Origin of the sequence: Streptomyces sp. NPDC051662, from assembly GCF_040681655.1 — a bacterium.
Taxonomy (GTDB): Bacteria; Actinomycetota; Actinomycetes; order Streptomycetales; family Streptomycetaceae; genus Streptomyces.
Map to the genome: position 1 here is coordinate 1 of NZ_JBFAZD010000054.1, position 14573 is coordinate 14573.

17 protein-coding genes are annotated in these 14573 nt (G+C 71.7%); 7 read left to right on the plus strand and 10 right to left on the minus strand.

The window, feature by feature from the left end; translation table 11 throughout:
- The first annotated feature begins 191 nt into the window (after positions 1-191).
- The 5 genes from AB0M67_RS41055 (at position 192) to AB0M67_RS41075 (ending at position 5235) form a co-directional block, all read left to right on the plus strand.
- Positions 192-953: a hypothetical protein gene (locus AB0M67_RS41055; protein ID WP_365753263.1), complete on the plus strand. Its 762-nt coding sequence runs from the start codon at positions 192-194 to the stop codon at positions 951-953.
- Positions 954-955: 2 nt separating this feature from the next.
- The gene (locus AB0M67_RS41060; RefSeq protein ID WP_365753265.1) at positions 956-1456 is read left to right on the plus strand and encodes a hypothetical protein; all 501 of its coding nucleotides are present in this window, start codon (positions 956-958) and stop codon (positions 1454-1456) included.
- An 18-nt stretch (positions 1457-1474) separates the two neighbouring features.
- On the plus strand, positions 1475-3553 hold the full coding sequence (locus tag AB0M67_RS41065) for a type IV secretory system conjugative DNA transfer family protein (RefSeq protein WP_365753267.1): 2079 nt from the start codon (positions 1475-1477) through the stop codon (positions 3551-3553).
- Positions 3554-3745: 192 nt separating this feature from the next.
- On the plus strand, positions 3746-4051 hold the full coding sequence (locus AB0M67_RS41070) for a hypothetical protein (protein ID WP_365753269.1): 306 nt from the start codon (positions 3746-3748) through the stop codon (positions 4049-4051).
- Positions 4052-4119: 68 nt separating this feature from the next.
- Positions 4120-5235, plus strand: a complete 1116-nt coding sequence (locus AB0M67_RS41075) for a hypothetical protein (protein WP_365753271.1) — start codon at positions 4120-4122, stop codon at positions 5233-5235.
- 81 nt (positions 5236-5316) lie between these two features.
- On the opposite strand, the gene AB0M67_RS41080 is transcribed toward AB0M67_RS41075, so the two are convergent.
- Complete coding sequence (locus AB0M67_RS41080; RefSeq protein ID WP_365753272.1) at positions 5317-5772, minus strand: hypothetical protein; 456 nt, start codon at positions 5770-5772, stop codon at positions 5317-5319.
- A gap of 114 nt (positions 5773-5886) precedes the next feature.
- Between AB0M67_RS41080 and AB0M67_RS41085 the strand changes: the two genes are divergently transcribed.
- A complete protein-coding gene (locus AB0M67_RS41085; RefSeq protein WP_365753274.1) occupies positions 5887-6060 on the plus strand; it encodes a hypothetical protein in 174 nt (57 codons plus the stop codon).
- An 84-nt stretch (positions 6061-6144) separates the two neighbouring features.
- On the opposite strand, the gene AB0M67_RS41090 is transcribed toward AB0M67_RS41085, so the two are convergent.
- The 6 genes from AB0M67_RS41090 to AB0M67_RS41115 form a co-directional block, all read right to left on the minus strand.
- Positions 6145-8217, minus strand: coding sequence for an ATP-binding protein (locus AB0M67_RS41090; protein ID WP_365753275.1), 2073 nt, complete (start codon positions 8215-8217; stop codon positions 6145-6147).
- 173 nt (positions 8218-8390) lie between these two features.
- Entirely contained in the window at positions 8391-8534 is a 144-nt protein-coding gene (locus AB0M67_RS41095; RefSeq protein ID WP_365753277.1) for a hypothetical protein, read from the minus strand.
- 28 nt (positions 8535-8562) lie between these two features.
- A complete protein-coding gene (locus AB0M67_RS41100) occupies positions 8563-8964 on the minus strand; it encodes a DUF3307 domain-containing protein (protein WP_365753278.1) in 402 nt (133 codons plus the stop codon).
- 81 nt (positions 8965-9045) lie between these two features.
- On the minus strand, positions 9046-9885 hold the full coding sequence (locus AB0M67_RS41105) for a hypothetical protein (RefSeq protein WP_365753279.1): 840 nt from the start codon (positions 9883-9885) through the stop codon (positions 9046-9048).
- A gap of 33 nt (positions 9886-9918) precedes the next feature.
- Positions 9919-10401, minus strand: coding sequence for a hypothetical protein (locus AB0M67_RS41110; protein ID WP_365753280.1), 483 nt, complete (start codon positions 10399-10401; stop codon positions 9919-9921).
- 141 nt (positions 10402-10542) lie between these two features.
- On the minus strand, positions 10543-10716 hold the full coding sequence (locus AB0M67_RS41115; protein ID WP_365753282.1) for a hypothetical protein: 174 nt from the start codon (positions 10714-10716) through the stop codon (positions 10543-10545).
- 390 nt (positions 10717-11106) lie between these two features.
- Between AB0M67_RS41115 and AB0M67_RS41120 the strand changes: the two genes are divergently transcribed.
- Positions 11107-11652 (plus strand): helix-turn-helix domain-containing protein, encoded by a 546-nt coding sequence (locus AB0M67_RS41120; RefSeq protein ID WP_365753284.1) that lies wholly within the window; start codon positions 11107-11109, stop codon positions 11650-11652.
- A 65-nt stretch (positions 11653-11717) separates the two neighbouring features.
- Here AB0M67_RS41120 and AB0M67_RS41125 read toward each other — a convergent pair whose 3' ends face one another.
- From AB0M67_RS41125 to AB0M67_RS41135, 3 genes are all read right to left on the minus strand, one after another.
- Positions 11718-13418 carry a DUF2637 domain-containing protein gene (locus tag AB0M67_RS41125; RefSeq protein WP_365753286.1) on the minus strand — a complete coding sequence of 567 codons (1701 nt, stop codon included), beginning with the start codon at positions 13416-13418 and terminating at the stop codon, positions 11718-11720.
- Between the two features lie 268 nt (positions 13419-13686).
- A complete protein-coding gene (locus AB0M67_RS41130) occupies positions 13687-13827 on the minus strand; it encodes a hypothetical protein (protein WP_365753287.1) in 141 nt (46 codons plus the stop codon).
- Between the two features lie 140 nt (positions 13828-13967).
- The gene (locus AB0M67_RS41135; RefSeq protein ID WP_365753288.1) at positions 13968-14447 is read right to left on the minus strand and encodes a hypothetical protein; all 480 of its coding nucleotides are present in this window, start codon (positions 14445-14447) and stop codon (positions 13968-13970) included.
- Between the last annotated feature and the right edge of the window lie 126 nt (positions 14448-14573).

Consider the following 14573-nt stretch of genomic DNA (forward strand, 5'->3'; position numbering starts at 1 on the left):
ATGGAATTGTCCATATCGAATTAATTATGGCCCCGAAATTCCCACCCCATGGACCGCATTGAAATACTCTGTATCAACATCTGTACCATGCATGGGAGTCGGTGCTGTCGGTTCTCGTGAGCATCGAGGGTTGTGTCATGACGGGGAGTGCGGCCTAGATTGCTTCCGGTGATCAAGCGCGGGGGGTGACCATGACGGACAGCACTGATCCGAACGGTGGCGGTACGGACCCGCGTCGTGTGGTGAGTCAGCCGTTGCCGCCTGAGGTGCCGGCCCCGCGCTCCGAGCCGCCGCTACCCCCCGAATCCAGCGACGGGGAACCGGATCCGGATACCGACTGGTGGCGTGCGCCAGCGACCGGCGAGCCGCAATGGGCCGTCAACGCCGACTCGACGTCCCCCGGGGCCGAAGTGCCCGGCGTGCCGGAACAAGGCCACTGGCGTGGAGATGATGCTGGCACCGTGCACGGCATGGAGGGCATCGTGGCTGCGCACGAGATCGGGGCTCAGATCGGGGATGCGATCTCCTCCCACCTGCCGGGAGCGCAGGAGCAGTCCCGGAAGCTGGATCTGCGGTGGCTGCTGCTGCGCTACAACGTCCCTGGCATCCTGCTGGCGCTGTTGGTGACGTGGCGCGGGCGCAGCAGTGTGGACCGCATGGTGGCCACGGTCTCCGAGGATGGCGTTTTCGCCCCGGTCGGGGTGCTCCTGATGTTCGTGCTGGTCGGGGCGGTGCTGATGTTCCTGCCGATCGGTAGCTGGCTCGGTTCCGCGCTCGGTCACCTGGTGTCGGCCGTGGCCGTTGGGCTGGTCCGGCTGTCGACGCGGGCGTGGTCGACCCCGTACATCGGGTACTTGATGCGCCTGGCCGTGGCCGTCGTGGTCTGGAGTTTCATCATCGCCGTCGTCCGCGTCATCTGGCGTGTGGCGGTCCACTTCCTGACAGGAGCGTGAGCATGAACGACACGGGAGCCGCTGCCGGCGGGATCGGGGCGGTTGCCCTGGGGCTGGTGATCCTGATGTATCAGATTGGCCGGTGGCGGGGCGGTGACCCGACCCCGAAAATCCACTTTTTCGCCGGCGTCGCCCTGGCCGCGCTGCTGTTCCTCGGTGGTGGACTTTTCGGGGTGATGGGTGGTGCCGCCGCGGCTTTCGGTGACGGGATCGGCACCTACGCGCTGGAGGGCGCGACCGGTGCTGTCGCGAAGGCTGGGGCGGCGGGGCCGGTGACCGGCGGGGAGAAGATCGCCGTGGGCGGGGCGATCGCGGGGCTGTGCCTGCTCGCGCTGTACGCCGGGCTCATCAAGTCGGGCCGCGTGGACCTCCGGGAGCCGGTATTGCGCGGGGCGCTGGTCGGGGTGTTCCTGGGTGCGTCGGCGGGCCTGATCGGAATGGCGCTGGGTCTGATCAGGACCAGCGGTAACACCATCGGCAACATCCTGATCAACACGATCTGAGCACGGGAGAGAACGGGTATGTCCGGCAGGGGGACCATCGGGGACGGGGTGCGGCATCTGCGCGCCGAGTGGGGCCGCTGGTGGAGGGTGGAGGACCTCACCGAAACGCACTTCGCTCACCGCGCCCTCAACGAGCAATGGCGGATGTGGGAGGGGATCCGACGGCGGTACGCCGGCGAGATCAAGGCGAACATGACGCTGCTCAAGCAACAGCAGCGGCAGGCCACCAATATGCAGATGCAGCGGCTTCAGGCGCAGCGTCGCGGCGGCTATCAACAGGGCCGGTACGGCGGGTTCGGCATGTTCGGGAGCGGTGGCGCAAGCCCCATGATCTCCTACCAGATGATGCGCTGGGCTCAGTTGCAGATCAAGGCGGGCCAAGAGCACTTCATGCCGCAGCCGGTTACCCCGCCGATCCTGGCCGCCGCTCGCGACCAGGTCCGCACGGTCCGGCACCGCACCACGTTCATCCTGGCGGTGCTGCTGCCTGCGGCCTGGGTCGGTCTGTGGGCGCTGTCCGCGCTCGCGGCCTTGGCGGTCGCCGCGGTGACCGCCTTGTGGCTCACGGGTCTCGCCCATGTCCGGGGCCGCAATCCGCGTAGGCGCCGTCCGCCGATCCCCAAGCTGTTGTTCGTGCCGCCGCAGGAGATCAAGGGCGTGGAGCTGGCTGAGGAGGTGGAGGAGCCGTTCCCGCTCGCGGAGGCCGGCCGCGATCCGAAGCGGGTCCGTGAGGCTGTCCGCCTCGCGTTCCTTCAGGGGAAGCGCGCCCGCAGGGTGGAGCTCGGCGAGATCCGCACGCCGGTCGAGACGCAGTACGGGTGGGAGGTCCCTCTCGTCCTCACGGCGGGGAGCCTCGCCGACTTCCCCGCCATCCTCAAGGACTTGGCCACTCCGCTGCGGGTCGGCACGGGCCGCATCATGGCCGCTGCGGCGAATCCCGACGACGCGGCGGAGATCAAGCTGCGGATCCTCACCCGGGACCCGTTCGAGCACCCGCTGCCGATCCCCGTGCGGTCGCCGGGCGCGTGCTCGATCCGCGACAGCTTCGATCTCGGCCTGTCCATCGAGGGCCAGACAACGCCTGTTCTGCTCGCCGGGCAGCACGTCATCGTGGTCGCGGACACCGGTGGTGGGAAGACGGCGCTGATCCAGCGGATCGCCGATTTCGTGACCGCCTGCTTCGATGCGGTGATCGTAGACATCGACCCCGTCAAGCGGGGGTTGAAGGTCTTTCAGCCGCTGGCGGCGCTGACCGCGCGCAGTCCTGAAGAGGCGGAGCGGGTGCTGGAGCAGCTGCTTGCGGAGGCCCGGCGGCGTATCGCGTCGATGCCGCCGACGCAGAATATGTGGGAAGCCACGGCCGAGGATCCCGCCGTCGTCGTGGTCCTGGACGAGTTCATCAAGCTGTCCCCCAGGGGCAAGGAACTGGCGATCGAGTTGCTGCGGAACACTGGCCGTGAGGCTCTGGTCTCGGTCGTGATCATCACGCAGGACGCCACCAGGGAGGTCATGGGCGACGCGATCGCGGACGTGCCGGGCCTGAGGATCATGCTGCCCTGCCGTGCCAGCGACGTGCCGCTCGTGGTCGGCCGCCAGGACGCGGTCTCTCTCGGCTGGTGGCCGCACCTGCTCGTCCCGTCGCCGGACCCGGACGACCCGGCCGATGCCGGCCGCTTCTACGTGATCGCCCCGCGCCACCGCGAACCGATCCTCCGCTACGCCTCCCTGCTGCCCCCCGATGAAGCGGCCCGGCGGGTCGAGGAGCGTCTCGCGGCTCCACGGCCTCAGCTCACCCTTGGCGGTCACCGTACGGCCGTCAAAGTGCCGCCGCCGGTGCGGCTGCTGCTGGACGCGTTCGCCACGCACCGTGACCCCGAGGCGCTCACCATCACCGAGCTGGGTGACTATCTCGCGGTCGCCGCGCCGGACGTCTACGGACGGTGGGAGGGCAAAACAAACCGGAACCTGATGGTCGGGCGGACCATCAAGTCCGAGCTGCGGGAGGCCGGTATCGACGTCGCCACGGTCCGGCTGGCGGGGCGGACGGGTCGGCCTGCCGCCTACCGGCTGGCCGACATCCGGGCGATCCTGTCGTGATGCGTCCCTGTCGTGTCCGTGATGCGTACCGTCGTCCCTGTGGTGCGTCCTGGCGTGTCCACGATGCTCTCCGGGGGCCTCTGGCGCGTCTGGGTGGTGCGTCCATGCGTCCGCTGCGGACGCATCGCATCCATGTTCTGACCTGCGTGGACGCATCGGACGCATCGGAATGACCCCCCGGGTGGAGGCCCTATGACCCCGCAGAATCCCGCTCAGCACGCGCGGGTTGCCGCCGATGCTCTTGAGCGGCTTGTCCGCGACGTCCAGACGGGCCGCGCTGCCTGGTCTCACCCGCACACCGTCCACCAGGCCGTCGACGACCTGACCCGGATCACCACCGCGGCTTCCGCCGTCCTGCAACAGCTCGCCGCCACCCACGCCGAGTACACGCAGCCGGGCCCCCGGGCCACCCAGTGCGTGACCGCGCTTCATCAGGCTGGCCGGCACACGACCACGGCGGCATCCCAACTCCGTTCCGCGCGCCACACTATGAACTGACCGTCACCGACATCGAGGGGGAACTCCCGTGCCGCGAGACCGGCATCACGACCAGGAGCGAGGGACCGATGCTGCCCGCTGATGAGCCGTGCAACGTCATCCCCGGAGCCGCCGGAGACTACTGCCAGGACGGCGCGGGAAGCAGCGGCGGGAGTGGGGCCGACAGCGGGGCCCTGGACAGCCTCGACCCGTTGCAGCAGCTCGCCCATGAGGTCGCGAACGCGGCGGCCTGGACCACCGGTCAGCTGGGCAAGGTCGTGGCCGACCGCGATTCCGTCGATTTCACGAACGGCAACTTCCTTCAGCAGTACGCGGTCGTCTTCGCCGCTTCCACGGTCCTGGTCCTGGTCCTGTGGCTGCTCGCCGTCGCCAAGCGTGCGGTGCGCGGTGTACCGATGGGTACCGCGATGGGAGAGGCGATCGGGCTGCTGTGGCTCGCGGTCGGCGCCGTCGCGTTCACTCCGTTGATCCTCTACGTCCTCGTTGGCGCGGTCAGCGCGGTCACCGACGTCATGGCGGTCGGCCTCGGGGACGGCAGCAGCGATCTGTTCACCACGCTGGGCAACAACCTCAAGACCGGCGCGACCGGCGGGGGCCCGATCATCCAGATCATCACCTCTCTGGTGACGATCTTGCTGTGCGGCGCCCTGTGGCTGCTCCTGGTCCTGCGGGCGCTCAGTCTGTACGCCGGGGCGATCCTCGGAGTCGTCGTCTATGCCGGCATGGTCGACAAGGATCTGTGGGGCCACATCCGCCGCTGGGCCGCTGCCATGGTCGGACTGGTCCTGATCGAGCCGATCGTTGTGATCGTGCTCGGTCTCGCGTCCGCGCTGGAGAGCACCGGCGAGCGCGGACCGGTCATCACCGGACTTGCCGTGACCGTCTGCGCGCTCGGCGCCGTCGTCTTCCTGATCATGCGGTTCCCCGCGTTCGGGGACTCGATCAAGGTGGCGCGCAGCGCGGGCCGTGCGGCCGGAGGCGCTGCCCGGATGGTCACCGGCTCGGGCGGCGCCGCGGTCGGCGTCCAGCGCGGCATCGACACCCACGCCGCCCGTACCGACGTGCGCGGCGCCCCGCCGCGCAACGGGACGCCCCGGAACGGGTCGGCTGCAAACCCGCTCTCCGGCGGGATCGGCGCGCACGGCTCCCGCACCCCGAAGCCGAAACCGAAAGACGACAAGTAGCCGTGCACAGAAGCGGGCCGCAGCCAACACCGGCTGCGGCCCGTTTCTGTGTCCGGGGACGTGTCCGGCCGGGCTGTCCGGTCAGGTGGTTTCGGCGTCGAGCCGGGCAGCGACGGCATTCACGGCGGCTACCTTGATGCGGGTGGCGGCTTCGTCATACCGGTTGAGTGCAGCGGCCAGGTTGTCGGCTCGGGTGCGGGCGGCGGGGGCCCTGTCGTCTGGCGCGGAGTAGGCGAACACGGCGGCGTCGGCGGGAGCGCGGTCGTCGCCGTACGGGTTCCGGTCGGACTCCCACGGGGACAGATGGTCATTGTCGGAGCCGAGCGGGGAGTCCTCCATCCACAGGAGCACGTCCAGGACACCGCACGCGGGGTGTTGCCGGCGGACCGCATCCACGATCCGGTCGGCCACCTCCCATTCGGGTACGGTCTCGGCGAACGTCTGGAGCCCTGTGGACAGGCGGGCGCGCTCCGGGGTCTGGTCGGTGATCCGCCAGGCCCACGTTCGGTCGGTGGTCACTGGTCGGTCCTCAGTCATGGTCCGAATCCTCCCAGTCGGCGGTGGGAGATGTCCCAGGATTCTGTGACTCGCCACGTTCAACTACGCCTCCCTTGGAGACTGGTCTCACCACTACCGACGAGGGAGACGATCGTGACTGTCGAGCCCATCGCGGACCTGCGGGCCGCGCTCCAGACGGCCGTAGCCGAGCTGTCGTTCGAGGCGGGGCGGCAGGCGGCCACCGACCCAGAGCGGGCGGAGCGCCTGATGGCTGCCACCTCCGCCATGGAGGAGACCGTGCGGCGCACCGCCGCTGCCCGGCCGTAGGTGAGGGTGCCGATCGGCCCCGCCACAGGCCATCGGCCGGCGGGGCGTTCGGCCGTGCTCCGCACGGCTGCGTCAACCTGGCTGTCAGCTACGCAGGTCGATCAGGAGCGGGGACGTGCGCTCCCCCGCCACGGTCGCCAGTGAGACCACCGCGTGCCCTGGTGGCATTGCGTGCGCGAGGTCCGAGGCTGACCACCGCTCCCGCTCGACGTGCCGTACCGTCACCGCTCGCGCCGTCACGGCCTTGCCCGTGATAGCGCGGCGCAGCCCGTGCCATGCCCGGCCGCCGGCCGTCTCGGCGATGATCTGCCGGTCGGTGATGTCCCGGGCCTCGATCCACTCCGTGCCCCATGCCTCTGCGAACTGTTTGCCGTCCCACGGGGTGATCCCGGAGAGTGCCATCCGGCACCCGGCCGCGCCCAGCAGCGGGCCGCGCAGCGGGCTGTCCACGTCGTCCAGCGTCCGCAGTGCGAGGGCGATTCCCGCGTGCGCTGACCGCAGCCGTTGCATGCCCCGTACCGCCTCGGCGGTGATGGTGCCGGTCGCGTCGTCCAGGACGAGGCAGGCGAACAGCGACCGGTCCTCTCGCTGCCCGACGGCCGCGAGGAACTGCGCGAGCACGAGGCGCGCCAGGACGCGGGCGGCGTCGGGGTGGCCCCGCTCGGGGAGGTCGATGCGGACCCGGACCGGATGGTCGAGGGCCCGCGGCGAGAACGCCCGGCCGGTGTTTTGGGGGTCGAAGGAGGCGAACGCGGGCCGGTCCAGCAGCGCGATACGGTCCGCGAACGCCGCCCCGGGGCCGCCGGCTCCGATCTGGCGTTCGGCGGCGTCCAGGTCACGCCGCATCCCCTGGTGTCCGGCCCGGTCCAGTTCCCGGCGCAGCGCCTCCAGTGCGGGCTGGTCTCCGTCCAGGAGCTGCCGCAGCTCCTGGACGGACGGGAAGCGGCCGTGGACGGCCCGGAACGGGCCCAGCAGCCGGGAGAGCATGACCGCGCCGCGCCGGTCCTCGGCGAGATCGCCGGTGAGGGCTTCGGCCAGTACGGCGGCTGCTTCGTCGGGGTCGGTGGTCCCGCCGTACAGGTCGAGATCGTGTGCCGAGTCGGGGTGGCCGATGCGGATGACGATGTCGTACTGGCCGTCCGGTCCCAGGTCCGTGCCGGCCGCGCCCACGGCCACGACCGCCGCCCGCCCGGCGAGTGCCTGAAGACACAGGGCTTCGGCGACCGGCCGGATCACCCGGGCAGTTTTGCCCGCGCCGGAGGGGCCGACGGCCAGCAGCGACGTGCCCAGCAGATCCGGGCCGATCCCCACACCGGCGCCCCGGTACGCGTAGGGGTTCTTGGGGGTGTCGGCGGCCGTGCCCAGCCGCACCTGATGGGTGAGCAGATCGTGCCGTGCCACCCGTGCGGGCAGGTCCCGTGCGCCGGAGGGGTGCGCGCACGCGGCGGCGCCGCGCTCACGGACGGCTGCGGTGAACGCCTCGATGCGCCGCCCGGTGCGGGCGGCGTGCCAGGCCCGGGTGATCCGGGCGTGGTCGGTGTCGCGCATCAGCCCGGTGGTCGCGTCCGAGGCCAGCCGGTCCGCCGCGGCGTCCGCGCCCGCGGCCCGCAGGTGCGGCCACTGGGCCGGGTCGTCCTCAGGCGCCGGCGCCGGGCTCGGCCCCGTGGACCGCAGGCCCGACACGCGGGGGGCACCGTACCGGCGCCACACCTCCGCCCACCGCCCCATCCGCCCGGCCGCGACCAGCAGTCCCCCGCCGATCAGGGCGTAGTAGCCGTAGTAGACCAGTGCCGCGGTCAGTGCCCCCGCCCGCCCGTAGCGCCAGGAATCCGGCGTCACCAGCTCCAGCGGGAGCAGCCACCACAGACCGACGTAGCCGTTGTAGAGCAGCGACCACACGCACCAGGCCACGAGCAGGGCGAGCAGCGCACCGGTCACCAGCCGGCGGCCCGGGACCAGTTCCAGTTCCGGGTCCTGTTGCGGACGCGTCCGGTGCTCCAGCCGCCATATCCCCACGGCCGCCTCCGGACGCGGGGCGCGCAGCCACGCGAGGAACGCCGTCCCGTCGGGGCGTGGCGGGGCCGGTGCGTGCTCGGGTACGGGCGGCACGGGCCCCGGGACGGCTCCGAACGCGTCGCGCGTGCCGTCGGCACCCATATGTCTGTCTCCCCTGACCAGCCGATTGCCCGTACCGGCCCAATCTAGCTCCGCCCGAACGGAGTTCAGCGGCCCGCGCCGATCTGGCGGCCGAACAGCCCGTACCCCGCCCCGGGGGATCCGGGGCGGGGTACGGGCTCGGAGGCTGGCATACAGCGGGTTTCCTGGGGCGGCTATTCGGTCTCGGTGACGGTGACGGTGACGATGTGGTCGGCCTCGAAGGGAAGATCCTCATAGTGGCGGGCGGTGTCGTCGTCGGAGACGGTGGTCTCGGTGATCGTGCCGCTGATCTCGGTGATGGTGATCTTCTTGGTCATGACGGTCTCCTAAATCTCGAACAGGGTGTCAGGCGGTCGCGGTGAGCCCGAGCGCGGCGAGGCAGAGCGCGAGGGTGTGGGCGGTCTGGTCGACGTGAGCCGCGCCGTCACGGCTGATCCAGTCCTCGGAGCCGGTGTGGGTCATCCACCAGGTGATGGGCCAGCGCCGGTCAATTCCTGCGTGGGTGAGGCCGATCCAGGCCAGAGCGAGGAGCGTGGGAAGCGGGGACAGCTGGACCTCATCGAGGACCAGGGCGCCGCCCGCGAGCGCGGCGGCGGTCACCAGGACGTGGGTCCCGGCGTGAGCGCCGAGCGCGAGCCAGGCCCGGCGGCCGGCCCCGGCCTTATGGGTGACCTGGTGGTCCGTCTGGAGTGCGTAGTCCGCGGTGAGGTGGGCGACGTAGAGCAGGACGAACAGCGATGCGAACATGAGGGTCTCCTGTGCTCGTGAGCGGGCTCGGGTAGAGAGGGGCGGCCGTGCGCCTGGCAGTGGACGGCCGCCCCGCTCGTATCAGTCGCGTGCGGGCTCGGTGTCGCCGTTGGCGGGCTCCAGCTCGGCCACGAGGAAGCCCAAGATGTCGGCGAAGACCTCCTCATTCCGGGGCTTGCCGCTCAGGCCGCGCAGGTTGATCGAGCCGTCCCGGGCCTCCGCCGTCACCTCGCCGACCCGGCCGATGAGGTCGGTCCGGTCGGCCAGGGGCCCGGAGACGCCCGTGATGCGGACCCGCTGACCGATGACGTACCCGCCGGCCACGGGGGTGCCGGTCGTGTAGGGGGTGACGCCGTCGTCGGTCGGGGTGCCGAAGTAACCGTCCCCCGGGGTCGTGACGTGGCTGCGGTGGACGCGGACGGCGTCGTCGGTGGCGGTGGTGACGATCGGGTCGTCGGGGGATGCGGCACGGCCGCAGGCCGCGCAGCGCTCGGGGGCGGGTGTCCATGCGGTGGCCCACTTCTGAAACGTCGTCGGCTGCCGCCTCTCGATCGCATCGCGCCGCGTCTGCGCGGTCGAACGCGCTACGTCCATGGCGATCGCGAGATCGCCGTAGGTTCCGCCGAGGTCGGCGTGCCGGACGACTGCGGCGTCACGGATGCCATCCAGCCGCGGGATGAGCTTCTTGTCGAGGTTGTTGATGACGGTGTGGAAGTCGTCCTTGGTGATGGCGCGCTGGTCACCGCGTACGGCCTGGCCGGTGCGGAGGATGGCGAGGGCCCACAGGGCGGTGTCGATCCAGTCGATGAGGAGACCGGCCTCCGGGCCGATCGCGTCTGCCTCGGCCTTGGTGAGGCTGATGGTGATGTCCACGCCGCCGTCGTGGCGGGTGTGGGCGGGGTGGCCGTAGTGGATGGTCATGGTGCTCTCCTCGGATGTCGGTGTGGCAGGCGGTCAGGCGGCGAGGTAGTGGGCGGCGGCGTCCACGAATGCGTCGTGCGCGTCAACTGCGGCCTGGCGGGCGGCGGTGAGTCCGGCGAGGGTGAGGGTGGCGTCCGTGGTGCCGTCGGAGCGGCGCATGCCGTACGTGGCGGTGACCATGGCGTCGGCCGCCTCGCGTACGGCCGGGTCCTGGATCAGGACTCGCAGCCGGGTGAGGGGCGGGGTGACCTCGCGCCGTGTGTCGTGGCTGATGGCGCGCAGCTCCTCGACGTGGTCGTCTGACCTGCCCTTGAGGCGGGCGTCGCCGCGCCGGTACATCGCGATCCGGTGCGCGGTGATCGTGTCGGCTAAGTCCGTGATGGCGGCGAGCCGCTCGCGGCGGAGTTCGGCCTCGCGTGCCTGGATGTCGGCGCGGCTGGTGGTACGGGCCTGGAACACGCCGGTGACGACGACTCCCAGCAGGGTGCCGAGTACCGCGACGATGGTGGTGAACATGGCGATTCCTCCCGAATCGAGTGTACGGAAGTCCGTACGCATCAGACTGTACGGACCTCCGTACAGTTGCGCAAGGGGCTCCTACCGGCGCCATGGCGGCCCAGCACGCCCCGGCAGGCCCCTGGAGGCTCGTCACCCGGGTCACCGGGTGGCGAGCGGCACGACGATGGCCGCGATGACAGCCGCGCCGCCGAGCGCGACCAGCAGCGGCGTGGCGAGGGCCGGGTGACGGTGTGCGAGGTAGCCGAGCACGCCCACCACCAGACCGGTGACCAGGACCAGGAGCAGCAGGACAAGCAGGGCGAGCGTGGACACGAGGTCCCCTTTCCGGAGGGTGTGCCGGGACTGGCTGCACACGAGGGGGCGGAGCATTGGCGGCGCCCACCCCTTACGTCCCGGGGAGCACCGCGGACAGGACGGCGTCCCGGCCGGTACGGACCTTGAGGGCTGCGGGGGCTAGCCGCGCAACCTCGCTCACCATGGACAGAGAAAAACGCCCCATTCAATGCCTGACCTGCCCTTTCGCGGGCCGGTCGGGTGTTGAATGGGGCGCCGGACACGGGTATGGCGACCCGCGCTCTCTTAGTTATGTGGGGGCTCCAAGAGCATGTGACTGTGTCTCACATCACATGTAGGGCGCCGGACATGCCGGACGCCGCCCGGCGGGTGGGCCGGTCCGGGCACGCGGGCAGGGAGGATGACCGTATGAGCACGCGCCCCATGCTGACCCAACGCGAGGCCGCCACCGCGTGCGGCGTCAGCCGCACCACCATCCGCCGGCGCCGCGAGGCGGGCGACCTGCCCGGCGCGGTGCAGGACGACGTGCGCGGATGGCTGATCCCGGTCGAAGACCTGCTGGCCGCCGGGTTCCGGCTGCACGCCCCGGCCGGGCCGGACGCCGCTCCTGCCTCCCCGGCCGGGGAGAACCACGACGCCTCCGGCGGCCAGGACCAGGACGCCGACGTGGCGGAGCTGCGCGCCGAACTGGAGCGTCTCCGGCAGGACCACGCCCTGGCCGTGGCGGAAGCCGAGCACGGCCGCCAGCTCGCCGAGAACGAAGCGGCGCACCTGCGCGCCCAGCTCACGGCCCGTGCCGAGCACATCGCGGATCTCCAGCAGGCGCTACGGGCGTTGACGCCCGCGCCGGACCGGCCGGTCCTGCCGTCCGTCCCCGGACAGGCACAGCCCGATCAGGTACCCGTCCCCGGGGAGCCGGCGGGCGGGCGGCGCCGGTGGTGGCGGCGTACCTGACACCGGACATGGCGGAGGGCGGCACCCGGGATGGGTGCCGCCCTCCGCCATACCGTGACGCGCGGTCAGCCCTGCGGCTCGAACGCGGCCTCGATGGCGGCGCGGATGGTGTAGCCGGAGCCGATGAGCGCCAGGCCCTCCTGCCGGAGTTCACCGGCAACGGACTTGCCGACGGACAGCCGGTCCTGGACTGCGGCCAGCGGCACCTTCTCCAGGTCGATCTTGTCGGCGGGAGTGCCTTCCGGGTGCGCGACCAGCAGCATGCGGGCCACGCGGCGGGCGTTGCGCTGGCGCTGTCCCAGCCGGGCATAGTCCTCGGCGGCTTCCGCCGCCGCCTCGATCCGGCTCGTCTCCTCGCGCAGACGCGCAGTCCGCAGTTCCGCCTTGGCGGTCTCTTCCGCCTCGCGGGCCAGCCGATTGTTCTCCGTGATCCGGCGGGCGGCGGCGCGCTCCGTTTCCTGCTGGCGGCGCTCCGCCTCCTCGGCTTTCCGGGTGGCGTCCTCGCGGATCCGTGCCGCCCGCAGTTCCGTCGCGGCGGCTTTCTCGTCGTCGTCGGCGGCCCGGCGGCGGGCGGCGGCGGCCTCCTCCGACTCCATCGCCTCCGTCTCCGTCCGCGCCAGGCGCTCCGTCGTCAGCCGCTGGAGTTCCGCCCGCGTCCGCGTGGACTCCGCCTCCGCCGCCGCCGTGCCGGTCCGGGCCGCCGTCTGGTGCTCCACTTCCACGATGTCGCCCTCGTCCCTGATGGCAGCGATCCGGTCCGCCTTCGCCTGCTCGCGCTCGCGCTCCGCCTCCCGGCGCAGGCGCTCCGTCTCCTCCCTGTCCCGCTCCGCCGCGTCCGCGTTCCACTTCGCCGGCAGGCGCAGCGCCTCCTCCACCGAGTAGCCCTGGGGCGCCATCGTCATCGGCAGCATCTGCGCGTCGCTCGCCTCCGACAGGTCCCCGCCCAGTGACTGCTTGAGCCACACCTTGTAGCCCTCCAACGCCTGCTTGCGCTTCACCATCTCCGGGTAACTGGTGATGTTCGACAGCCGCATCTCCCGGTACAGCCTCGGCGTCTTGAGCGGCGACAGCGCCCACCGGTGCAGGGGGATCCGGTCGATGGCCGTCCCGTCCTCCAGCTCGACGGCGTGCACGATCAGCCGCCGCGCGCCCTCCACACCGACCACGAAGAGCACCGGCATCAGGCCGTGCCAGAACACCCGCACGGAGGCGGGCAGCGCCTCGGCGGCAGCGTCCCCCTCGGTGGCCACGGCCACGGCCCCGCCCGCCGCCGCGTTGATGACCACGGTGGCCGCGGTCATGGCGTGCGCGGCGAACCGCAGCAGCGGCCACGGCGTCCGGCGGCGCGTCATATACAGGTCCATGGCCAGGAACCCGATGATCGCGCCGTCCAGGCCGATAGGGATCCAGGGGGCCAGCCAGCCGGCGAACCCGGCCTCTGCGGCCTTGTCGGCGACCGTGGTGTACGAGGCGGCGAACCCGATGATCGCTACCGGGATCATGCCGATCAGGGCGGCCACCGCGAGCCACCGCGTACCCCGGCCGTCGGCCTGGTCCGCGTCACCGTCGGCCGGGGCCGTGGACACGGGGGAGTCGGCCACCCCCGGCCGCGTCCGGCCGCCCTTGCGGGGAGCGGGCGGAACGCTGCCCGAGACGCCCGGAGCGCCCGGCCGTCCGTCCGGAGCGGCCCCGGCCGCATCCGGAGCGGCCCCGGCCATGGCCCCCCGATAGGCCGCGTGCTGGTCACCCGTCAGCGTGTCAGTCATCCCGGCATCCTCCCCCCTGCCGGGTGCGGCCGGAGCACCGCCCCGCCCATCCGGAACGGGAAGCGGCGGAAGCGGAGCGGGCGTGTACGTCGTCTGTGTCACGGGGGTGCCTCCGTGGGTGAGGGGTGCGGGAGCCCCGGGCGCGAGCGCGCCCGGGGCGGGTTCGACCGGCGCTAGTGAGGCGCCGGCGGATGGGGCCGCGCGGGGGTGGGGGATTCGTCGCGGCCGTCTCGCTCGTGCGGCGTCGGCCGCGTCGGCAGGCCCGCCATCAGGAGCACGACCCGCACGTCTGCGACGGCGTGTCCGATTGGAACCGCGCACCGCACTGGTTGCACTGCCATTCGCTCGCGGCGAGCACGGCCAGGGCCAGGGCCAGCCTGGCGCTGCTGTAGATCGTCTGTGTCACCATGGGGCTTCTCCTTCGGGAGATCAGCCGGGGCGCCCCGCTTGCTTGGCGGTAGGAGAGGCGTCCCGGTGCTGTGTCCGGACGGGATTGTCCGGCTCCATGCCCGCCCCGGGCGGTGGGGCCCGGGGGCGGACAGGCAGCCGTCAGCCCCGGTTGCTGGTGGTGGCCTTGCCCCACCAGCGGGCGGTGGTGTGGGTGGTGATGTACGTCGTGGTCGGGGCGGGGGCCCGGCGGGCGGCACCCAGGACCGCGATGAGGGCCAGCGCCCACAGGACGCCGCTCGACCCGATCGCGACCAGCGGGGCCAGGACCTGCCCGAGGCCGTAGCCGACCCCGGCCGCCGCCGCCCCGGTCCCGACACCTGCCGCGAGGACGACCTGCGCGCGGGAGTCGATGACCGGGCGCGGGGACAGGTCGCGCGGCCCGGTGGCGGGCACCGCCGCGATCAGCGCGTCGGCCTGCTCGCGGCTCACGGGCACCATCCGCCCGTAAGCGTCCGGCACCCACACCACCGCCTGCTGCTGCTCCTGGTGGAGCTGCACGACGCCCGTCATACCGGTGGCGGGGGCGGCGAACGGGGGCTCAGGGCGGATGGTCGGGCGGTGGTCGAGGGGGAAAGACACGATCGTTCTCCTCACGCTGAGTCACTGTCAGGGGGACTGTCAGGAGGGGGATTTCTGACAGTCAGAGGCGGTTGTCAGGGCTGTCACGTGCAAAGTTCGGTGACTTCTCTATAGGCCCCGGCCGGG